Source organism: Streptomyces sp. NPDC088707, assembly GCF_044752725.1.
GTDB lineage: Bacteria > Actinomycetota > Actinomycetes > Streptomycetales > Streptomycetaceae > Streptomyces.
The window spans coordinates 25,710-47,042 of the sequence record NZ_JBIVLV010000008.1 but is presented as its reverse complement, the minus strand read 5'-3'; the positions used below and the strand labels follow the sequence as shown (position 1 = coordinate 47,042).

Annotated in this window: 16 protein-coding genes; 12 read left to right on the top strand and 4 right to left on the bottom strand. The window is 72.9% G+C overall.

Features of this window, described 5'->3' with window-relative positions; all coding sequences use genetic code 11:
• Nucleotides 1-261: 261 nt before the first annotated feature.
• The 5 genes from ACIP84_RS23825 to gatB all read left to right on the top strand — a co-directional run bounded on the left by ACIP84_RS23825 (nucleotide 262) and on the right by gatB (nucleotide 6,048).
• Nucleotides 262-2,376: a bifunctional diguanylate cyclase/phosphodiesterase gene (locus ACIP84_RS23825; RefSeq protein ID WP_355969764.1), complete on the top strand. Its 2,115-nt coding sequence runs from the start codon at nucleotides 262-264 to the stop codon at nucleotides 2,374-2,376.
• Nucleotides 2,377-2,482: 106 nt separating this feature from the next.
• A complete protein-coding gene (gatC, locus tag ACIP84_RS23820) occupies nucleotides 2,483-2,779 on the top strand; it encodes an Asp-tRNA(Asn)/Glu-tRNA(Gln) amidotransferase subunit GatC (protein ID WP_015036350.1) in 297 nt (98 codons plus the stop codon).
• Between the two features lie 5 nt (nucleotides 2,780-2,784).
• The gene (gatA, locus tag ACIP84_RS23815; RefSeq protein ID WP_355969762.1) at nucleotides 2,785-4,281 is read left to right on the top strand and encodes an Asp-tRNA(Asn)/Glu-tRNA(Gln) amidotransferase subunit GatA; all 1,497 of its coding nucleotides are present in this window, start codon (nucleotides 2,785-2,787) and stop codon (nucleotides 4,279-4,281) included.
• 5 nt (nucleotides 4,282-4,286) lie between these two features.
• Nucleotides 4,287-4,520 carry a hypothetical protein gene (locus ACIP84_RS23810; RefSeq protein ID WP_355969791.1) on the top strand — a complete coding sequence of 78 codons (234 nt, stop codon included), beginning with the start codon at nucleotides 4,287-4,289 and terminating at the stop codon, nucleotides 4,518-4,520.
• Nucleotides 4,521-4,536: 16 nt separating this feature from the next.
• Nucleotides 4,537-6,048, top strand: coding sequence for an Asp-tRNA(Asn)/Glu-tRNA(Gln) amidotransferase subunit GatB (gatB, locus tag ACIP84_RS23805; RefSeq protein WP_401800095.1), 1,512 nt, complete (start codon nucleotides 4,537-4,539; stop codon nucleotides 6,046-6,048).
• 69 nt (nucleotides 6,049-6,117) lie between these two features.
• On the opposite strand, the gene ACIP84_RS23800 is transcribed toward gatB, so the two are convergent.
• A complete protein-coding gene (locus ACIP84_RS23800; RefSeq protein ID WP_401800092.1) occupies nucleotides 6,118-8,040 on the bottom strand; it encodes a protein kinase in 1,923 nt (640 codons plus the stop codon).
• A gap of 239 nt (nucleotides 8,041-8,279) precedes the next feature.
• Between ACIP84_RS23800 and ACIP84_RS23795 the strand changes: the two genes are divergently transcribed.
• The 6 genes from ACIP84_RS23795 (at nucleotide 8,280) to ACIP84_RS23770 (ending at nucleotide 17,481) form a co-directional block, all read left to right on the top strand.
• Nucleotides 8,280-10,379 carry a phosphocholine-specific phospholipase C gene (locus tag ACIP84_RS23795; protein ID WP_401800088.1) on the top strand — a complete coding sequence of 700 codons (2,100 nt, stop codon included), beginning with the start codon at nucleotides 8,280-8,282 and terminating at the stop codon, nucleotides 10,377-10,379.
• Between the two features lie 203 nt (nucleotides 10,380-10,582).
• Entirely contained in the window at nucleotides 10,583-12,841 is a 2,259-nt protein-coding gene (locus tag ACIP84_RS23790) for an MMPL family transporter (RefSeq protein ID WP_401800086.1), read from the top strand.
• Nucleotides 12,819-13,376 carry a GNAT family protein gene (locus ACIP84_RS23785; RefSeq protein WP_355968648.1) on the top strand — a complete coding sequence of 186 codons (558 nt, stop codon included), beginning with the start codon at nucleotides 12,819-12,821 and terminating at the stop codon, nucleotides 13,374-13,376. The genes ACIP84_RS23790 and ACIP84_RS23785 overlap by 23 nt, the downstream gene beginning before the upstream one ends.
• Before the next feature lie 48 nt (nucleotides 13,377-13,424).
• Nucleotides 13,425-14,048 (top strand): hypothetical protein, encoded by a 624-nt coding sequence (locus ACIP84_RS23780; protein ID WP_401800084.1) that lies wholly within the window; start codon nucleotides 13,425-13,427, stop codon nucleotides 14,046-14,048.
• 171 nt (nucleotides 14,049-14,219) lie between these two features.
• A complete protein-coding gene (locus ACIP84_RS23775) occupies nucleotides 14,220-14,417 on the top strand; it encodes a hypothetical protein (protein WP_401800081.1) in 198 nt (65 codons plus the stop codon).
• A 7-nt stretch (nucleotides 14,418-14,424) separates the two neighbouring features.
• Nucleotides 14,425-17,481, top strand: coding sequence for an AAA family ATPase (locus tag ACIP84_RS23770; RefSeq protein ID WP_401800078.1), 3,057 nt, complete (start codon nucleotides 14,425-14,427; stop codon nucleotides 17,479-17,481).
• On the opposite strand, the gene ACIP84_RS23765 is transcribed toward ACIP84_RS23770, so the two are convergent.
• The 3 genes from ACIP84_RS23765 to ACIP84_RS23755 form a co-directional block, all read right to left on the bottom strand.
• A complete protein-coding gene (locus ACIP84_RS23765) occupies nucleotides 17,365-17,781 on the bottom strand; it encodes a DUF6191 domain-containing protein (RefSeq protein WP_401800523.1) in 417 nt (138 codons plus the stop codon). The genes ACIP84_RS23770 and ACIP84_RS23765 overlap by 117 nt on opposite strands.
• Before the next feature lie 14 nt (nucleotides 17,782-17,795).
• A complete protein-coding gene (locus ACIP84_RS23760) occupies nucleotides 17,796-18,935 on the bottom strand; it encodes a PQQ-dependent sugar dehydrogenase (RefSeq protein WP_401800077.1) in 1,140 nt (379 codons plus the stop codon).
• A 114-nt stretch (nucleotides 18,936-19,049) separates the two neighbouring features.
• Nucleotides 19,050-20,072, bottom strand: a complete 1,023-nt coding sequence (locus tag ACIP84_RS23755) for an aldo/keto reductase (protein WP_355968663.1) — start codon at nucleotides 20,070-20,072, stop codon at nucleotides 19,050-19,052.
• Between the two features lie 75 nt (nucleotides 20,073-20,147).
• Between ACIP84_RS23755 and ACIP84_RS23750 the strand changes: the two genes are divergently transcribed.
• Nucleotides 20,148-21,113 carry a 2-hydroxyacid dehydrogenase gene (locus ACIP84_RS23750; RefSeq protein WP_401800074.1) on the top strand — a complete coding sequence of 322 codons (966 nt, stop codon included), beginning with the start codon at nucleotides 20,148-20,150 and terminating at the stop codon, nucleotides 21,111-21,113.
• Nucleotides 21,114-21,333: the final 220 nt, after the last annotated feature.

Here is a 21,333-nt window from a genome sequence, read left to right as displayed (position 1 = left end):
CTGGTCGCATTCGGGCAAGACAGGGAGAGCGCTGCCCGTCGACGCCCTCGGCGGCCTACTGTGGTGACCGTGCGCCCAGTCCTGCCACGACCGCGCGAGGGCTCTGCCGGTCGTGGCGTCAGGACAACGGCCCCGTGGCACGACGTACGACCGGCAGTGCCCTCGGTCGTCCGACGCACGACGGACGGCCGGACGACGGACGGCCGCCTGACCGCGGCCCATCGCACACCGACGGCACCGCCGCCTGTGAGAGGGACGGGAATGGAACCGACCGAGAGCGCCGCCCCGGTCCCACGGCCGCACGGCCGTGTGGTGTCCCCGGGTTTCACCTCCCGGCTGCCCGCAGCCGTGGTGGGCATCGCCGCCGTCGTGCTCGTCGTCGGGCTCCAGCAGGGCCTGAGCGCCGGCAGCGGCCTCTTCCCCGGCGGGGTCACCGGCTGGTCCCTCGCGGTCCTCACCGGCCTCATCGTCGGACACCTGGTCGCCCTCGGCCGAGACCGCTGGTGGGGCGGCACCGGTTCGGGCGCCGCCCTCACCCTCGCCGTCCTCCTGCTCTACGGCTGGGTGCCCGCCGGACTCGTCTCGATGACCGTCGTCACCCTGGTCGGCGCCGCCCGCCGGCACCGCTGGCGACAGGGCCTGCTGCACGGCGCCGCCGACGTCCTCGGGGTCGCCGCCGCCGCCCTCGTCCTCGCCCTCTTCGACGACGTCCCCACCGTCGAACAGCCCTGGCAGCCCCTCGACTGGACGATCGGGGACCTCCCGGAAGTCGTCCTCGCCGCCGCCACCTACCTGGTGGTGACCCGGCTCCTCCTGTGGTACACGCTCGCCCCGCCGACCCGCGGACTGCCCACCGTCGCCCGCACCGCGCTCCTGAGACAGGGCCTCGTCGCCGTCGCCCTGCTCGGCATCGCCCCGCTGATCTGCGTCGTCGCCGCCACCCGGCCCGTCCTGCTGCCGCTCTTCGCCGTCCCTCTCATCGCCCTCGACTCCACCCTGTGGATCGCCCGCGCCCGTGCCGAGGAACAGCTGCGGGACCCGCTGACCGGACTCCCCAACCGCCAGTGGCTCCTCGAACGGGCCTGGACCGCCCTGGAGGAGGCCGAAGGCGAAGGGGCCCGCGCCGCCCTCGTCCTGATCGACCTCGACCGTTTCCGATCGGTCAACGACACCCTCGGTCACCTCGCGGGCGACCGGCTGCTCCTCCAGATCGCCGACCGGCTCCGCCTCGCCCTGCCCCGCGGCGCCGAGGCGGCCCGGCTCGGCGGCGACGAGTTCGCCGTCCTGCTGCCCACCGCCGACTCCACCACCAGCGCCCAGCGGGTCGCCCGCCACCTCGTCGCCGAACTCTCCTCCCCGCTCGACCTCGACGGACTCACCCTCGTCCTGGAGGCCAGCGCGGGCGTCGCCGTCTTCCCCGACCACGCCCTCGACGCCGAAGGCCTGCTGCGCCGCGCCGACGTCGCCATGTACCAGGCCAAGCGCGACCGCACCGGCGTCGAGGTCTACGAGTCCAAGCGCGACTCCAACACCCCCGACCGGCTCGGCCTCCTCGGCGACCTGCGCCGCGCGCTCGACGCCGGCGAGGTCGAACTCCACTACCAGCCCAAGGTCCGCTTCGACGGCCAGGTCGCCGGACTCGAAGCCCTCGTCCGCTGGGTCCACCCCGAGCGCGGCAAGGTCCCGCCGGACGAGTTCATCGCCATCGCCGAGTCCTCCGGCCTGATGCCGCACCTCACCGAGTACGTCCTGGAGACCGCCCTCGCCCAGGTCGCCCGCTGGCGCGCCCAGGGCCTCAACGTCCCGGTCGCCGTCAACGTCTCGCCCCGCGACGTGCACACCCCCGGCTTCGCCGGCGCCGTCGCCGCCCGGCTCGCCCGCCACGGCGTCCCGGCCGGCGCGCTCCAGCTGGAGATAACGGAGCACGTCCTCCTGGAGGACCCCCAGCGCGCCGCCGACACCCTCAACGGCCTCACCGGCCACGGCGTCAAGATGTCCCTCGACGACTTCGGCACCGGCTACTCCTCCCTCGTCCATCTGCGCCGGCTCCCCGTCAGCGAACTGAAGATCGACCGCTCCTTCGTCGCCCGGCTCGCCGTGGACACCGAGGACGCCGAGATCGTCCGCTGCACCGTCGACCTCGCCCACTCCCTCGGCCTGCTCGTCGTCGCCGAGGGCGTCGAGGACGACGAGACCTGGGAGCGCCTGCGCGACCTGGGCTGCGACGCCGTCCAGGGCTGGCTCGTCGCCGCCGCGATGCCGCCGGGCGAGGCCACCGCCTGGCTGCTCGCCCGGGGCGAGCACGGCTGGCGCCGACCCGCCGACATCGCCGCCGAACTGGACGTGGACCACCCCTCGGGCCAGGTCGTTCCGTAGGCCGTGTGACCCCGGGGAGACGACCCCGGGCAAACCGTTTCACGGGCAGCGGCACCGGCCCCATAGGATGGGCCCACACCATCAAGCTCACCCCGTGAGGATCCGCATGCCTGGCATCACGCGCGAGGAGGTCGCCCACCTCGCACGGCTGGCGCGTCTGGAGCTGAAGGGCGAAGAACTCGATCACTTCGCCGGCCAGCTCGACGACATCATCGGCGCGGTCGCCCGCGTCTCCGAGGTCGCCGACCAAGACGTACCGCCGACCTCCCACCCGCTGCCGCTGACCAATGTCATGCGCGCGGACGAGGTCCGTCCGTCGCTCACCCCCGAGCAGGCGCTCTCCGGCGCCCCGGCCCAGGAGCAGCAGCGTTTCAAGGTGCCGCAGATCCTGGGGGAGGACTAACAGTCATGACGGACAACATCATCAAGCTCACCGCGGCCGAGATCGCCGGGAAGATCGCCGCCGGCGAGCTGACCGCCGTCGAGGTCACCGAGGCGCACCTCGCCCGCATCGAGGCCGTCGACGAGAAGGTCCACGCCTTCCTGCACGTCGACCGTGAGGGCGCGCTCGCCCAGGCCCGTGCCGTCGACGAGAAGCGCGCCCGCGGCGAGAAGCTCGGCCCGCTCGCCGGTGTGCCGCTCGCGCTCAAGGACATCTTCACCACCGCCGGCATGCCGACGACCGTGGGCTCGAAGATGCTCGAGGGCTGGATCCCGCCGTACGACGCGACCCTGGTGAAGAACCTGAAGGCCGCCGACGTCGTCATCCTCGGCAAGACCAACATGGACGAGTTCGCCATGGGGTCCTCCACCGAGAACAGCGCGTACGGTCCGACCGGCAACCCCTGGGACCTGACCCGGATCCCCGGCGGCTCCGGCGGTGGCTCGTCCGCCGCCCTCGCCGCGTACGAGGCGCCCCTCGCCATCGGCACGGACACCGGCGGCTCGATCCGCCAGCCCGCCGCCGTCACCGGCACCGTCGGCGTCAAGCCGACCTACGGCGGCGTCTCCCGCTACGGCATGGTGGCCTTCTCGTCCTCCCTCGACCAGGGCGGCCCCTGCGCCCGTACGGTCCTGGACGCGGCCCTCCTGCACGAGGCGATCGCCGGGCACGACCCGCTCGACTCGACCTCCATCGACGCCCCGGTCCCGCCGGTCGTCGAGGCCGCGCGCAACGGCTCGGTCGCCGGCATGCGCGTCGGTGTCGTCAAGCAGTTCCGCGGCGAGGGCTACCAGGCCGGTGTCGTGCAGCGCTTCGACGAGTCCGTCGAGCTGCTCAAGTCGCTGGGCGCCGAGATCGTCGAGCTGGACTGCCCGACCTTCGACCTCGCCCTTTCGGCGTACTACCTGATCGCGCCGTCGGAGTGCTCCTCCAACCTGGCCCGCTTCGACGCCATGCGCTACGGCCTCCGGGTCGGCGACGACGGCACGCGGTCCGCCGAGGACGTCACCGCCCTCACCCGTGAGGCCGGCTTCGGCGACGAGGTCAAGCGCCGCATCATCCTCGGTACGTACGCGCTGAGCTCCGGCTACTACGACGCGTACTACGGCTCGGCCCAGAAGGTCCGGACCCTGATCACCCGCGAGTTCGAGAAGGCCTTCGAGGAGGTGGACGTGATCGTCTCCCCGACGACCCCCACCACCGCCTTCCCGATCGGCGAGCGCGCCGACGACCCGATGGCGATGTACCTCGCGGACCTGTGCACCATCCCGACCAACCTGGCCGGCAACGCCGCCATGTCGCTGCCCTGCGGCCTGGCGCCCGAGGACGGTCTGCCGGTCGGCCTGCAGATCATCGCCCCCGCCATGAAGGACGACCGGCTGTACAAGGTCGGCGCCGCCGTCGAGGCCGCCTTCGTGGAAAAGTGGGGGCACCCGCTGCTTGAGGAGGCTCCGTCGCTGTGAGTGCCATGGCAAAGAAGGCCAAGAACTTCAAGAAGTCCAAGACCGGCGTCTACGTCTCGCTCGCGACCACCGCGTTCGGTGCCGTCAGCGTCGCGAAGCAGGCCAAGCTGGCCCGCAGCGACAACGACATGCTGCGGCTGATCGACTCCGCCGTGTCCGCCGCCGCCATCGTTACCGGCCTGGCGATCCTCTACCGGGAGCTCAAGCGCCTGGGCGACGACGACGTCCTGCTGGGCTGAGAGGGAAAGTCTCACCGTGACTGTCACTGAACTGCTGTCGTACGAAGCGGCGCTCGCCGAGTACGACCCCGTCATGGGCCTTGAGGTCCATGTCGAGCTCGGCACCAAGACGAAGATGTTCTGCGGCTGCTCGACCGAGCTGGGCGCCGAGCCGAACTCGCAGACCTGCCCGACCTGCCTCGGTCTGCCGGGCTCGCTGCCCGTCGTCAACGCCATCGGCGTCGAGTCCGCCATCAAGATCGGCCTCGCGCTGCACTGCGAGATCGCCGAGTGGTGCCGCTTCGCCCGGAAGAACTACTTCTATCCGGACATGCCGAAGAACTTCCAGACCTCCCAGTACGACGAACCGATCGCCTTCAACGGCTACCTGGACGTCCAGCTGGAGGACGGCGAGGTCTTCCGCGTGGAGATCGAGCGCGCCCACATGGAGGAGGACACCGGCAAGTCGCTGCACGTCGGCGGCGCCACCGGCCGTATCCACGGCGCGTCCCACTCGCTGCTCGACTACAACCGGGCCGGCATCCCGCTCATCGAGATCGTCACCAAGCCGATCGAGGGCGCGGGCGAGCGGGCCCCCGAGGTCGCCAAGGCGTACGTCGCCGAGCTGCGTGAGCTGATCCGCGCGCTCGACGTGTCCGAAGCGCGCATGGACAAGGGCCAGATGCGCTGCGACGTGAACCTGTCGCTGCGCCCCCACGGCACCAAGACCTTCGGCACCCGCTCGGAGACGAAGAACGTCAACTCGCTCCGTTCGGTGGAGCGCGCTGCCCGTTTCGAGATCCAGCGGCACGCCGCGGTGCTGTCCTCCGGCGGCACGATCGTGCAGGAGACCCGTCACTTCCACGAGGAGGACGGCTCCACCACCTCCGGCCGCATCAAGGACAACGCCGAGGACTACCGGTACTTCCCGGAGCCCGACCTCGTCCCCGTCGCCCCGGCCCGTGCCTGGGCGGAGGAGCTGCGGGGCACGCTGCCCGAGCTGCCCCGGGTACGCCGCAACCGGCTGCGCGAGGAATGGGGTGTGTCGGAGCACGACATGCAGTCCATCCTCAACGCCGGTGCGGTCGACCCGATCGTCGCGACGATCGAGGCGGGCGCGGAGGCGGCCTCGGCCCGCAAGTGGTGGATGGGCGAGCTCGCCCGCAGCGCCAACGAGCAGGGCGTGTCCCTCGACGAGCTGGCGATCACCCCGGCGGACGTGGCCCGGGTCTCGGCCCTGGTCGCCGCCGGCGATCTGAACGACAAGCTGGCCCGTCAGGTCATCGAGGGCGTTCTCGCGGGCGAGGGCACCCCTGACGAGGTCGTCGAGAAGCGCGGTCTGAAGGTCGTCTCCGACGAGGGCGCGCTCGGCACGGCGGTCGAGGAGGCCATCGCGGCCAACGCGGCCATCGCCGACAAGATCCGCGGCGGCAAGGTGGCCGCGGTCGGCGCGCTGGTCGGCGCGGTCATGAAGGCCACCCGCGGCCAGGCGGACGCGGCGCGTGTGAAGGACCTGATCCTGGAGAAGCTGGGCGTCAGCGAGGGCTGATCCCCTTCTCGTACGGACATGTGAACGGCCCCGCACCGGAGTTCCGGTGCGGGGCCGTTCCGCGTGCGGCTACCGCTTGAGGAGCGGGGCGGCGATGATCACGTACGCGTCCTGGTCGTAGCTGCACGTGTCCTCGACGCGGATGCGCAGCCGCAGGGCTCCGGTGACCGTGATGCTCTTGACGACCGGCTTGCCGAGCTGGACCGTCTGGGAGAAGGAGGCGGTCCGGTCGTCCACGGAGATGGTGATCCGTCCCTCCTCGGTCGGGGAGTCGTCGTCGATGCCCGCGGTGAACTCCAGGGTCTTCCACTTCCGTCCGAGGTTGAACTCCATGTACGACTCGTTGGAGCACCCGGCCGTGAAGGCCGAGCCGTAGTCCCGGGTGTTGAGCGTGGCGGCGGAGCTCACCGAGAACCCGCCGAGCCCGTCGATCGGTGCGAGGCCGGTCAGGTCGGCCTCCTTGCTGTCCGGTACGGAGCCGGGGTCGCCCGTCGGGCTCTCCGACGCGGCGGGGCCGGTGGTCTCGTCGCCGGGGGTCCCGGTCGCGGGCTCCTCGGAGGGCGTCGCCTCCTCGGTCGGCTCGTCCGTGGGGGCATCGGTCGTGGGATCGGACGAAGGGGAGGCGCTCGTCGTGCCGGGGCTGCCGCCCTTGCCTTCGGTGCCCTTGTCCTCCTTGTCGCCGAGCAGTTGGACGCCGATCACCGCGAGGACGGCGACCACCAGGACCCCGGCCACGGCCCCGATGAGCGGGCCCTTGCGGCGGCGGCGGGGTTCGGGTGCCCGGGGCGGGGCCGTCTCCGCCGCTCCGGACGCCGGGGGAGGAATCGGCGGCCCGAAGCCGGGCGTGGCGACGGTGGGCGGTTCGGCGGAGGGCTGCGGTTGCTGCGGTACGGCGGGCTGCGCGGCCGCCAGGGGCTGCGGGGCGACCGGCTGCGGCGCCGCCGCCGGCGGGGCGACCACCGGCGGCGGTACGGCGGGCCGCGCGGCCGCCACGGGAGCGGCGGCGGGCGGCGGGGGTGCCATCGGCAGGGGCGGCGCCGACGGCTTCCGCGGGGGCGCGGCCGGGACCGCGTCCGCGACCGTCGCCGGGCGGGAGGTCGTCGTCGACACCACCCCGTGCCGGACGTCCTTCACCCACGCCGACAGGGACAGCGGCCGCCGGCCCGGGTCGGCCGAGGCGATGCTCAGCACCCGGTCCCGCTGCTCGGCCGGGAGTCCCGCGACCTGCGGCAGCGCGCCGAGCGCGGCCACCAGCTGCTCGGGGGCGGTCGGCGGGGACTGGCCGCAGAGGAGGAAGTACGCGATGGCGCCGAAGGCGTAGCGGTCCGTGCTCGGGGTGCGCTTGCCCTCGAAGATCTCGGGCGCCGCGTAGCCGGGGGTGAACCACACCTCGGCCGTCTGGTGGTCGGCGGTCAGCTTGCTCAGGCCGAAGTCGACGAGGGTCGCCTGGCCGTGCTCGTCGACCATGACGTTGCCCGGGGACAGGTCGCCGTGGACGACGGTCCGCCCGGACGGCGTGGCCTTGCCGGAGTGCAGCCAGTCGAGGACGTCGGCGAGCTGTTCGAGCGTCCGCATCACCTCGCGCCGCTCGGCGGCGGTGGCCAGCGTCCGTTCGGCCCGCCAGTCGCGCAGGTCGAGGCCCTCGACATGGTTCATGACCAGGGCCAGCGCCCGGCCGCTGATCGTCCCGGACTCGCCGGGCCGGTGGATCGGAGGCCCCTGGAAGTGCTCCCGTACGCCGACGACACCGGGCCGGTGGACGAAGCGCAGCAGTTCCGCCTGCTCGTTCCACTTCTGGCTGATGCGCTCGAAGATCTCGGGCGTGAGGGTGGTCTTCGCGTCGAGGATCTTGACGACGACGGGCTCGGTGCTGCCGGCCAGCTCGATCTCGGCGAGATAGAGCACGGCCTCGCCGCCCCGCCCGATGGACCGCAGCAACCGGTACCGGTCAGGTGCGGAGTCGGGCCCGATGTGGTGTGCCGTGCTGCTCAAATTTCCCCCAGGGCACAGTGATTGACAGAGAGTCAGCTTGCCGCTCCGATGGGTCCGCGGTCAACGCGGAGGAGGCCGGAGCGGTGGGGGAGGCCACTTGGACTCCCGTCACGTGCTCTTGGACGTTCACCACCGCGCCCCCGCCGGGTCTTCTCTCCGTCATCCCGTCTCACTACCGTCCCCGGCGTACCACCCAATGGCTCGATGGCGAACCATTGGTCGTCGACTGGAGGTCGGTCTTGTCATCCGAGATGTCCCGCAGAAGGCTCCTCGCACTGGGCGGAGGCGCCCTCGGTGTCGCCGCAGCCGGCTCGTTGCTGCCGCCGTCGTTGCAGGCCGCGATGGCCGCGGAGCCGCCGGCCGGCGGGCTGTCGGCGGTTCGGCACGTGGTGATCCTGATGCAGGAGAACCGTTCCTTCGATCACTACTTCGGCACCCTCCGCGGCGTCCGCGGCTTCTCCGACCGCAACGCCGTCGAGCTGCCCTCCGGCAGGCCCGTCTTCGAGCAGCCCGCCGCACCCGGCCGGACCGTGCTGCCCTTCCCCATCCGCGGCGCCGCCGAGACGCAGCGGAAGGACCTCCAGTACATCGGGGACCTCGACCACTCCTGGGGCGGCGGCGGCAAGGCCTGGCACGACGGCTGGATGGACGGCTGGGTCTCGGCCAAGACCGCCGCGACCATGGCGTACTACGACCGGCGGGACATCCCCCTGCACTACGAGCTCGCCGACACCTTCACCATCTGCGACGCCTACCACTCGTCCATCCACACCTCGACGAGCCCCAACCGCAACCACCTCTGGTCCGGCTGGACCGGCTTCGAGGCCGACGGCAGCCGCGCCGTCACCAACGCCGCGTACGCCGAGGGCACCCACCCCGGCTACGGCTGGCCCACCTACGCCGAGCGGCTCGAAGCCGCCGGGCGCAGCTGGAAGACGTACACCGAGTGGGAGAACTTCACCGACAACAACATCGAGTTCTTCACCAGCTTCAAGAAGATCGCCCGCAAGGCGCTCGCCGCAACCGGCGGGCACACCTTCATGGAGTCCTTCTACGCCGCCGTCCGCGACACCGACGACACCGCCGAGCGCGCCCGCCTCCTCGGTCTCCTGGAGGAGGGCGTGGCGACCCTCACCGAGGCCGAGCGCTCCCTCTTCGAGCGCGGACTGCGCCGCGTCGAGAGCGGCACCCTCGCCGACGCCTTCCGCGCCGACGTCGCCGCCGGCACCCTCCCCGAGGTCTCCTACCTCGTGCCGTCCGCGATCGACTCCGAGCACCCCGGCTCCTCCTCGCCGATCGCCTCCGCGACCCTCGTCTACAAGGTGCTCGACGCCCTCGGCGCGCACCCCGACGTCTGGCGCCACACCGTCGTCCTGATCAACTACGACGAGAACGACGGCTTCTTCGACCACGTGCCGCCGCCGGTCCCGCCGGCCGACAACACGGACGAGCGCTGGAAGGGCCAGCCCACCGGCCTCGGCATCCGCGTCCCGCTGCTCGTCGTCTCCCCCTGGTCGGTCGGCGGCTACGTCTGCTCCGAGACCTTCGACCACACCTCGGTGATCCGCTTCCTGGAGCGGCTGACGGGCATCAGGGAGCCCAACATCACCCCCTGGCGCCGGGCCGTCACCGGCGACCTCACCTCCGCCTTCGACTTCCAGCGGGGCCGCCGGCAGCCCGACGTCGACCAGCCGGGCCCGATCCCGCCCTTCAGCGGCCGATGGCGGCCGCAGCCCCCGGCCGTACAGCGGATGCCCGTCCAGGAGCCCGGCGTCCGCCGCGCCCGCCCGCTGCCGTACCAGCCGGACGCCGAGGCGACCCTCCGCGCCGGCACCGTGCGGGTCGCCCTCGGCAACCGGGGGAAGGCGAGCGCGCACTTCGCCCTCTACCCGTACGCGGGCGAGTTCGCCGTCCCGCAGCACAAGGACGTCACGAGGGCGGGCGAGTGGAACGTCCCCGTTCCGGGTGATCGCTACCGCTTCACGATCACCGGCCCCAACGGCTTCCGCCGCGAGTTCGAGGGACCCGCGACCGGCGGCGCCGAGCTCGCCTCCCGGATCGACCACCATGACCGTGACCTGCACCTCACCGTACGGAACACGGGCTCGGCGCCCGTCTCCTTCACGGTGCGGCCGCTGGGATACGTGGACCCCGAGGACTCTGCCGACCTCGGGGACTGGACCCGCACCGTCACCGTGAAGCCCGGGAAGACCCGTACCGTCGTGCACTCGGCCGCCGACGCGCACGGCTGGTACGACATCGAGGTGACCGCGCCCGGCGGCTTCCGCCGTCGGCTCATGGGCCACATCGAGAACGGCCGCGCCAGCGTCTCCGGCTGAACACCCGCGGTGAGCCGTTCTGCCCGGAGGGCCGGGACCGAGGTCCGGGACCTCCGCCCCGACCCTCCGGGCAGGCCTGTGAGCATCACCACGAAACGGGCAAACGATCACGTTTGCCTGCCACAGTGGGCGCACGTAGGTCAAGCGTTCTTTTTCGGGCTGTTCCCGCTGAAGATCCTCGAACCACCCAGGGAGCACGTCCTTTGGCAGCCATCGCACGGTGGTGCATCAAGCACCGCCTCGTCGCCGTCCTGCTGTGGCTCGTCGCTCTCGGCGGGGTCGGCACCGCGGCGGTCGCCGCCGGCAGCGCGTACTCCAACGACTACGAGGTCCCCGGCACCGAGTCCGGCCGTGCCACCGCCCTCCTGGAGCGCGGCTTCCACGGCCTCGGCGGTGACAGCGACACCATCGTCTGGCACACCGACAAGGGCAGCGTCCGCGCCGACGCCGTCGAGCGCCGCATGACCGCGATGCTCGACCAGGTCGCCGAGCTCCCCGGCATCGCCACCGTGACCTCCCCCTACGGCGACACCCGGGGCCAGGTCAGCGAGGACGGACACACCGCCTACGCCACCGTCACCTTCCACGAGCAGGCCGACGACATCCCGGAGGCGCAGGCACGCGCCCTCGTCGACACCGCGAAGGCCGCCGCGGACGACAGCCTCTCGGTCGAACTCGGCGGCAGCGCCGTCGCCCTCACCGAGGCCCCCGGCGGCCACATCGCCGAAGTCGTCGGCGTCGCCGTCGCGGCCGTCGTCCTCTTCCTCGCCTTCGGCTCCCTCGCCGCCTCCGCGCTCCCCATCGCGACCGCCCTCGTCAGCGTCGGCATCGCCTACTCCGGGATCGTGCTCCTCGGCCATCTGATGACGGTCGCCGACTTCGCCCCCATGCTCGGCATGCTCGTCGGGCTCGGCGTCGGCATCGACTACGCCCTCTTCATCGTCACCCGGCACCGCAGAGGCCTGAAACGCGGGCTCTCCGTAGCCGAGGCCGCCGAGACCGCCGTCGCCACCACCGGCCGAGCCGTCGTCTTCGCCGGCGCCACCGTCTGCATCGCCCTGCTCGGCATGCTGATCCTGCGGCTCAGCTTCCTCAACGGCGTCGCCATCGCCGCCTCCCTCACCGTCGTCCTCACGGTGGCGGCCTCCGTCACCCTCCTGCCGGCGCTGCTCTCCCTCATCGGCATGCGGGCGCTGTCCCGGCGCGAACGCCGGACGCTCGCCGAGCACGGCCCGCAACCCGAGCTGCCCACCGGCTTCGCCGCCCGCTGGTCCGCCTTCGTCGAGCGGCACCCCAAGCTCCTCGGGATCGTCGCCGCCGTCGTCATGGGCGTCCTCGCGCTGCCCACCCTCTCGCTCCACCTGGGCACCTCCGACCAGGGCAACGGCCCGGCCACCGCGACCACGCGGCAGGCGTACGACCTGATCGCCGACGGCTTCGGCCCCGGTGTGAACGGCCCCCTCACCCTGGTCGCCGGGCTCGACGGCGCCGACGACCGGATCGCCCTCGACCAGCTGCCGGCCGCCCTGTCCGCCACCAAGGGCGTCGCGTCCGTCTCCCCGGTCACGTACAACAGCTCCGGCGACACCGCCGTCCTCACCGTCGTCCCCGACTCCTCGCCCCAGTCCAAGGCCACCAGCGAGCTCGTCGACCGGCTGCGCACGGACGTCCTCCCCGCGGCCGAGAGCGGCACCTCGCTCGACGTGCACGTGGGCGGCGTCACCGCCTCGTACGACGACTTCGCCGAGATCATCATCGGCAAGCTGCCGCTCTTCGTCGGCGTCGTCATCGCGCTCGGCTGTCTGCTGCTCCTGATCGCCTTCCGCTCCCTCGGCATCCCGATCAAGGCCGCCGCAATGAACGTCGCCGCCGTCGCCGGTGCCTTCGGCGTCGTCGTGGCGATCTTCCAGTGGGGCTGGGGGAGCGAGCTCCTCGGCCTCGGCAGCGCCGGACCGATCGAGCCGTTCCTGCCGGTGATCATGGTCTCGGTCCTCTTCGGACTGTCCATGGACTACCAGGTCTTCCTGGTCAGCCGGATGTACGAGGAGTGGCTGGAGACCGGCGACAACCGGCGGGCGGTCCGGGTCGGCCTCGCCGAGACCAGCCGCGTCATCAACTCCGCCGCCGTGATCATGATCGCGGTCTTCCTCGCCTTCGTCCTCTCCGGCGACCGGGTCATCGCGATGTTCGGCATCGCGCTCGCGGCGGCCGTCGCCCTCGACGCCTTCGTGCTGCGGACGCTTCTCGTCCCCGCCCTGATGCACATGCTCGGCGGGGCGAACTGGTGGCTGCCCAAGTGGCTGGACCGCCTCCTGCCCCGGATCAGCATCGAGACGCCCGAGTGCCGCGAGGCCGCCGACGCGCGTGGGAAAATACCGGCTCAGCGTGTGACGGCAGTGACGGCGCCCGCGGCTCCGGCCGCGGAGGAGAGGAACCACGATGTTCGCGATACCGCTGGGTGACGACGGCGCCGAGCTGAGGCCCCTGGAGCCGTCGAACGCCGAGGAGTTCCTCGCCCACATGGACCGCGGACGCGAGTTCGTCGGCGAGCACATCGTCCTCGCCGACGTCGTGGCGGACCTCGACTCCGCCCGCTCCTTCCTCGTCTCGTACGCAGAGAAGGCCGCGCACGACACCGGACGCATCTACGGCATCTGGACCGGCGGCACGCTCGTCGGCGGCGTCCTCTTCCGGACCTTCGACGCCACCTACGGCACCGCCGAGGCGGGCTGCTGGCTGGAGCCCTCCGCCGCGGGGAAGGGCCTGATCACCCGTGCCTGCCGGGTCATCATCGACTGGGCGTTCGAGGAGCGCGGCATCCACCGCGTCGAGTGGCACGCCTCCGCGAAGAACGGGCCGAGCATCGCCGTCGCCCGCCGCCTGGGCATGACCCTCGAGGGCGTGCTGCGGGAGAACTACCCGCACCGCGGCGTCCGCGCCGACACCGAGGTCTGGGCCGTCCTCGCGCCGGAGTGGCGCGCGGCGAAGGCCTCGTAGCCCGCTTTCCTCATACAGTTCTCATACGGGGCGCCTAGCGTGCCGCGCATGGACACGAAGACGACGACAGAGAAGACCGGCGAGAGCGCGGACGCCGCCGGGACCGCCGAGGCGACCGCGCCCGCCGAGGAGAAGGCCGCGACCGCGCTCGACAAGCAGGCCACCGAGCCGGCCACCGCGCCGACCGACGCGGACGAGCACGCCGACGCGAACGCCGACGGGAACCAGGCCGAGAACGAGGCCGAGGACGGCGACGAGGACGACGAGCTGTTCGCCGAGGCGGCGGCCCCCTCGTCCGCCGGCATCGGCGGCGCCGCCGCGGCCGTGGTCTCCGCCGCTCTCGGCGCCGTCGCGCTGACCGGCACCTGGACCGGCAAGGTCGTCTCCGAGCGCGAGACCCTCCTCGGGCAGATCAAGACCTCCGGGTCCGGCACCCCGGCCCAGCAGATCTCCGAGATCTACGGCGACGCCTGGCACAGCACCGCCCTGGTCAACGGCGTCTTCGCGCTGATCGCCCTGCTCGTCGCCGTCCTCGTGCTCGTCCTCCCCGGGCGCCCCGCCTGGGTCCGCTCGGTCGCCGTCGCCGGCGCCGTGCTCGGCGGCCTGGGGCTGCTCCTCTCGGTCGGTACCTACTTCGACCTGTTCCTGAGCCTGCCGACCGCCGGATCCTGACCCCTGCCTAAGGCGGCCCGGGGCGACACCTAAGTACCCCCCCGACCCGCCTAAGGACCCCCGTACCCCGAACATGCGGCACACGCCCGATGTGGCCGCACCCCCTGGGAAACGACAGTGGAGGCATCGCAAGGAGCGATACCGAAACCGAGAAGAACCAGGGAGCACCCGATGTTCGAGTACGAACTCCACCGCATGAACCACGCCCAGCTCGTCCGCGAGGCCGCCGCCCAGCGCCTGTCCCACGAGGCCGCCGAGACGGTCGGCGCCGCGCGGGGCCTGCGCCGCCTCGGCCGCCGGAGCGGCGACAAGGACGCGGAGGGGCGGGTGAGCGACGGCGGACGCGGTCGCTTCGTCCGGGCCGCGTGACCCCCGTATGGGCGATGGCATGGACGGCTGTGCGATGCTCGGCGCCGTGGAGACCAGGTCAGTCAGTCCCGTGTTCGTCGGCCGCGCCGGCGAACTCACCGCCCTCACCGAGGCGCTCTCCCGCGCGACCGCGGGGGAGCCCCAGGCCCTGCTCATCGGCGGCGAGGCGGGGGTCGGCAAGACCCGGCTCATCGAGGAGTTCCTCGACACGGCCTGCGCACAGGGCGCCGTCGTCGCCCTCGGCGGCTGCGTCGAGCTCGGCGCCGACGGCCTGCCCTTCGCCCCCTTCGCCACCGCCCTGCGCTCGCTCCGCCGGCGCCTCCCCGAGGAACTCGCCGCGGCGGCCGACGGCCAGCAGGCGGAACTCGCCCGGCTGCTCCCCGAACTGGGCGACCCCGGCAGCCACGAGTCCTCGGACGAGGACTCCACCGCCCGCCTCTTCGAACTGACCGTACGGCTTCTGGAGCGGCTCGCCGCCGACCGCACGATCGTGCTCGTCCTGGAGGACCTGCACTGGGCCGACGCCTCCACCCGGCACCTCCTCACCTACCTCCTCCGCACCCTGCGCCGCGGCCGCATCGTGGTCGTCGCCAGCTACCGCGCCGACGACATCCACCGCCGCCACCCGCTGCGCCCCCTCCTCGCCGAACTCGACCGGCTCCGCACCATCCGCCGCATCGAACTCGCCCGCTTCACCCGCACCGAGGTGCACCGCCAGCTCACCGGCATCCTCGCCGCCGAACCCGACCCCGGCCTCGTCGAGGAGGTCTTCGAACGCTCCGACGGCAACGCCTTCTTCGTCGAGGAACTCATCGTCTCCCACGAGGCCGGCTGCGCCGCGGGACAACTCAGCGACTCCCTGCGCGACCTCCTGCTCGTCCGGGTCGAGACGCTCCCCGAGGACGCCCAGCGGATCGCCAGGATCGTCGCCGAGGGCGGCTCCACCGTCGAGTACGGACTGCTCGCCGCCGTCGCCCGGCTCACCGAGGACGAACTCATCGAGGCCCTGCGGGCCGCCGTCGGCGCCAACCTCCTGCTCGCCGTCCCCGACGGCGACGGCTACCGCTTCCGCCACTCCCTGGTCCGCGAGGCCGTCAGCGACGACCTGCTCCCCGGCGAACGCTCCCGCCTCAACCGGCGCTACGCCGAAGCCCTGGAGGCCGACCCCGGCCTCGTCCGGGCCGACGAGCGCGCCAACCGGCTGGCCACCTACTGGTACCACGCGCACGACCCGGCCAAGGCCCTGCCCGCCGTCCTCAGCGCCTCCGTCGCGACCCGCAAGCGCCACGCCTACGCCGAACAACTCCGCCTCCTCGAACGGGCCATGGAGCTCTGGGACGAGGCCCCCGCCGAGATCCGCGGCTCGCTCCGGCCCATGGACTACGCCGAGGCCTACCCGGCCTGCGGCTGCGACCCCGACAGCGCCGCCCTCGGCTACCTCGACCTGCTCGCCGAGGCCGCGGTCGCCGCCCGGCTCAGCGGCGACCGCGAACGCGCCCTGAAGATCGGCAGGACGGCGCTGCGCCTCCTCGACGACGCGGAGCCCGGCGACCCGCTGCGCGCCGCCTGGTTCTGGACCGAGCGCGCCCGCCTCCAGTCCAACCTCGGCCGGGGCGACGGCTGGGAGGAGATCGCCCGCGCCCAGGAACTCGTCAAGGGCCTCCCGCCGTCCGCCGTCCACGCCGTGGTCCTCGTCGGCGCCGCCGGCTGGGGCATGCTCCGCAACCCCGGACCCGACGCCCTCGCCGCCGCCGAACGCGCCGTCGAGTACGCCCGGCTCGTCAAGGCCGAGTCGATCGAACTCAACGCCCGGCTCACCCTCGGCACCCTCATGACCGCGGCCGGCGACGTCGAGGCCGGCCTCAAGGAGATGCACGCGGTACGGGAACGCACCGCGGCCCTCGGCCAGTTCACCGAGACCGCCCGCGCCCACATCAACATCTCCTCCGCCCTGGAGTCCCTCGGCCGCTCGGCGGAGGCCGTCGAAGTGGCCGACGCCGGCATCCGCGTCGCCCGCTCCTACGGCCTCGTCGACAGCGTCGGCTGGGTCGAGGCCAACCGGGCCGAGTCCCTCTTCTCCCTCGGCAGCTGGGGCGAGATCGGGGAGATCGCCACCCGGCTGCTCCGCTCGGCCACCAGCAGCAAGCCCCGCGGCTCGGCGTCCCTCCGCCTCGCCCAGCTCGCCGTCGCCCGCGGCGAACTCGACGCGGCGCGCCGCCACCTGGCCGAGGCCCGCGCCGCCTACGGCAGCCGCGACACGATCCCGCAGTACGTCCTGCCCATGGCCCAGGTCGAGATCGCCGTGGCCGCCGCCGAGGGGCGCATCGACGACGTCCGGACCCAGCTGGCCGCCGCCGAACAGGCCGGCTTCCCGCCCAGCACCCACCGCTACGGCTGGCCCCTCCTCCTCACCGCCGTCACCGCCGAGGCCGACAGCCGGGGACTGCCCGCCGCCGACGAGGGCCGCGCCGAGGCGCTCGCCGTCGTCCGCCGCAGCGTCCGCGGCCTCGCCACCCCGGCCCCGATCTGGGAGGCATACTCCCGCCAGGTCGCCGAGGAGATCGCCCGCGCCGAGGGCCGCGAGACCGCCGCCCGCTGGGCCGAGGTCGCCGCCTCCTACGAACCGCTCGAACGCCCGTACCAGCTGGCCCGAGCCCGCCACCGTCTCGCCGACGCCCTGCTGGTCGAGGGCGGCCGCCGCGAGGAGGCCACGGCACTGCTCCGGCAGGCCCACGCCACGGCCGTCCGCCTCGGCGCCCGCCCGCTCCGCGAGGACGTGGAGCTCCTCGCCGCCCGCGCCCGCCTCTCCCTGACCGAGGAGAAGCAGGTCCCGGCCCCCGCGGAGCCGGGGGACGACACCTTCGGTCTCACCCCCCGCGAGCAGGACGTCCTGCGCCTCGTCGCGGCCGGCCGCACCAACCGCCAGATCGCCGAGGAACTCTTCATCTCACCCAAGACGGCCAGCGTCCACGTCTCCAACATCCTCGCCAAGCTCGGCGTCGCCGGCCGGGGCGAGGCCGCCGCCCTGGCCCACCGCCTCCACCTCCTCGACACGCCCCTCTGACCCGCCGGGCCCGCCGCCCACCGCCGTGCCCCCGGCCGCCGTGTCCCCGGCCGCCGTGCCTCCGGCCGTCGAGGTGTCCCCGGCCGTCGTGTCGGCCGTGTCCTCGCCCGCCGTGCCCGCCGTGTCCCCCGCGGCCGGACGGCGGGGGACACGTATCGTCACGCGGCCCGATGTGAGGTCCACGGGCCCCCGCGACGGGTCGGCGTCGCCCGGGTCCTCCCTGGTCAGCGCCTGCCTGCGGAGCTCCTCCTCGGTGTGCCTGCGGCCGGGCGCGAACAGCTCCGCGAACGGGTCGAACACGGTCACCAGCTCCTTCAGCTCACCTCCAGCCGGAGAATCCTGTCGTCCCCGGGCCCAGGCGTACCCCGGCCGTCGGTTTCGCTGGTCACCAGCCAGAGCCGCCCGCCGCCCCCCGCGAGGACCGTGCGCAGGCGTCCGTACTCCTCCGAGAGGAACGCCTGGGGGTCCCCCGAGCGTTCCGCCCCGGCGAGCGGGACCCGCCACAGCCGCTCGCCTCTGAGTCCGGCCATCCAGATCGCGCCCCGCGCGTAGGCGATCCCGCTGGGGGAGGCCTCCGAGGTCGGCCACTGGGCCACCGGGTCCACGAACCCGGCCTTCCCGGCCCGCCCCTCGGCCTCCGGCCAGCCGTAGTTCTTCCCGGGCTCCACCAGATTCAGCTCGTCCCAGGTGTTCTGCCCGAACTCGGCCGCCCACAGGCGACCCTCGTCGTCCCAGGCGATGCCCTGCACATTGCGGTGCCCGTACGAATAGACCACCGACCCGGGGAAGGGATTGCCGGGCGCAGGCCTGCCCTCCGGTGTCATCCGGAGGATCTTCCCGCCGAGCGACTCGCGGTCCTGGGCCAGACCGGTCCTGCCTGTCTCGCCCGTCCCCGCGTACAGCATCCGGTCCGGCCCGAACGCGATCCGCCCGCCGTTGTGCACGACCCCCTTCGGGATGCCGGTCAGCACCGGCTGCGGCACGCCGAGCCGGTCGCCCTCCGCGCCGCCGTACCGCATGCGCACGATGCGGTTGTCCGACTCGGCGGTCAGATACGCGTACACCCAGCCGTCCCGCACGGCGAGGCCCATCAGCCCGCCCTCACCGCCCGGCACCACCCCCGGCACCTCGCCGAGCGAGGTCTTCGCCCCGGTCCGCCCGTCGACCTTGGTGATCGTCCGCTCGTCCCGCGAGGAGACCAGCAGGTCCCCGCCGGGCAGCTCGGCCAGCCCCCAGGGCGACTTCAGTCCCTCGGTGAGCGTGCCCGTCAACGCCACCCGCCCGCCGGCGGGAGCGGTGGCGGCGGACCCGGACGGGCTCGCCGTGGCCGACGCCGAGGCCGACGTCGGCGGAGCCGTACCCGGCCGATCCTCCGTACCTCCCGAGGAGCAGCCCGCCACCAGGGCCAGCACGGCGGCGCCCCACAGGGCCTTCACAACTGCAGGACGGCTCATGGCGCGGTCCCCTTCGACGAGTCGAGCGGCATCCCTTCACCCTTGATACACCGCCCGGCGCGATCAGGTTCCCGACCGCCGCGACAACCCGTGTCCAGCGCTCCCGCGAGGCCCTCAGTCCCAGGACCCGCGGGCCGCCGGGAGGGCCGCGATCTCCGCCAGGTCCGCCGCCGTCAGCCGCAGCCCGGCCGCACCGGCGTTCTCCACGGCCCAGCACTCCCGCTTCGCCCCCGGCACCGGCACGACGTGCCGCCCCCGGCCGAGCACCCAGGCGAGCGCCACCTGCGCCGGGGTGACCTCCGCCCCGTGCCGTGCGGCCACCCGCCGCAGGCCGGCCACCAGCGGCTGGTTCGCCGCCATCATCTCCGCCGTGAACCGGGGGTGCCGGGCCCTCGGGTCGTCCGGCTCGAAGCCGCCGCCCGGGGTCAGCGTCCCGGTCAGGAAGCCGTTCCCCAGCGGCATCGCCGCCAGGAAGCCGACACCCCGCGCCGCGCACCAGGGCAGCAGCCGCACCAGCGCCTCCTGGGACCACACCGACAGCTCGGCCTCCACCGCCGCCACCGGGAACACCTGCTGGATCCGCTCCAGTTGGCGGATCGTTCCCTCATAGCCGTCACGGCTGACACCCGTCGCGCCACGACGGGCCGAGCGGCTGCCGACGGCGCAGAGCCCGAGCGCCCGCACCTTGCCCGCCGAGACCAGTTCGGCCATCGCCCCCCAGGTCTCCTCGACCGGCACCTCGGGGTCCGCCCGGTGCAGCTGGTACAGGTCGATCACATCGGTCTGGAGCCGTCGCAGCGAGGCGTCGCAGGCTCGACGGACGTACCCCGGCCTGCCGTTGGCGACCACGTGGCGGCGCTCGCCGCCGTCGCCCACGAGCAGTCCGCACTTCGTCGAGACGAAGGCGTCCGCCCGTCGCTCCTTCAACGCCCGCCCCACCAGCAGCTCGTTGGTGAACGGGCCGTACATGTCGGCGGTGTCGAGCAGGCTCACCCCGGCGTCGAGCGCCGCGTGCACGGTCCGCAGCGAGCGGTCACCCCGCTGTTCCGAACGGCTGTACCCCCAGCTCATCGGCATGCACCCCAGGCCGATCGCACCCACGTCGAGCGCCGTCGCCCCGATAGTCCTGCGCTCCACCTGCCGGTACCCCTCCCTGTGCCGTCCCCCAAAGTAACCAATGGCGAGCGGGGTTCTTCGCATAGCCTCCCGCTCATGAGATTCGCGAACACGACCGCTGACGTGTGGCTTCCGATTCCCGCGGACGAGATCGAAGATCTCCCCGAACCGGGCGCGTCGGGCCTGAACTACCGCTTCTGGGACGGCGGGCCGGAGTTCCCGGCCGACCCGGCGCACTGCGCCTTCTACGTCGTCCCGTACATGAAGGGCTCCGAGATCGCCGTACGGCCGCTGGCCGCGATGACCTCGCTGAGGGTCGTGCAGACCCTGTCCGCGGGCATCGACCACGTCACGCCCGGCATCGGCTCGCTGCGTCCGGGCGTCGCCGTCTGCAACGCGAAGGGCGTCCACGAGGCCAGCACCGCCGAGCTCACGCTCGCGCTGATCCTGGCCTCGCTGCGCGGCATCCCCGGATTCGTGCGCGGCCAGGACGCCGAGGAGTGGCGGGCCGGCTTCTACCCGGCCCTCGCCGACAAGTCCGTGCTCATCGTCGGGTACGGGTCGATCGGTACCGCCATCGAGGACCGGCTCGCGCCCTTCGAGTGCGCGCGGGTGTCGCGCGTCGCGCGCTCCGCGCGCACCACAGCGCGCGGCGAGGTCCACCCCCTGACGGAGCTGCCCGGGTTGCTTCCGGACGCCGATGTCGTCGTGCTCTCCACCCCGCTCACGCCCGCGACCAGGCATCTCGCGGACGCCGGGTTCCTCGGCCGGATGAAGGACGGGGCGCTCCTCGTGAACGTCGCCCGCGGGCCGGTCGTCGACACCGCGGCCCTGCTCAAGGAGGTGGAGAGCGGCAGGATCACGGCGGCACTCGATGTCACCGACCCCGAACCGCTGCCGGCCGGGCATCCGTTGTGGCACGCTCCCGGTGTCCTGATCAGCCCCCACGTCGGAGGTTCCACTTCGGCCTTCATGCCGCGGGCGAAGCGGCTGATCGCGGGGCAGCTGCGGCGGTTCGCGGCGGGCGAGGAGCAGGCCAACGTCCTGCTCACCACCGGCTGAGCGGCCGAGCTGGGCCGGTCGGGTGGCACGCGCCCCCGACACGCGCTGCCTGCAAGCCGCTGGACCGTCACGGAGAGTACTGCGCCCCTGTCCCTGAGTGACCGTCCTGGTGTATCGTCCCGGAGCGGGGGGACTGCGTCGAGTACGGGCTGACGCTGGGGAGCGAAGTGACGGGTCATCAGATTCCGAGGGGGGCGACGGGTGAAGCACGGCCGGAGGA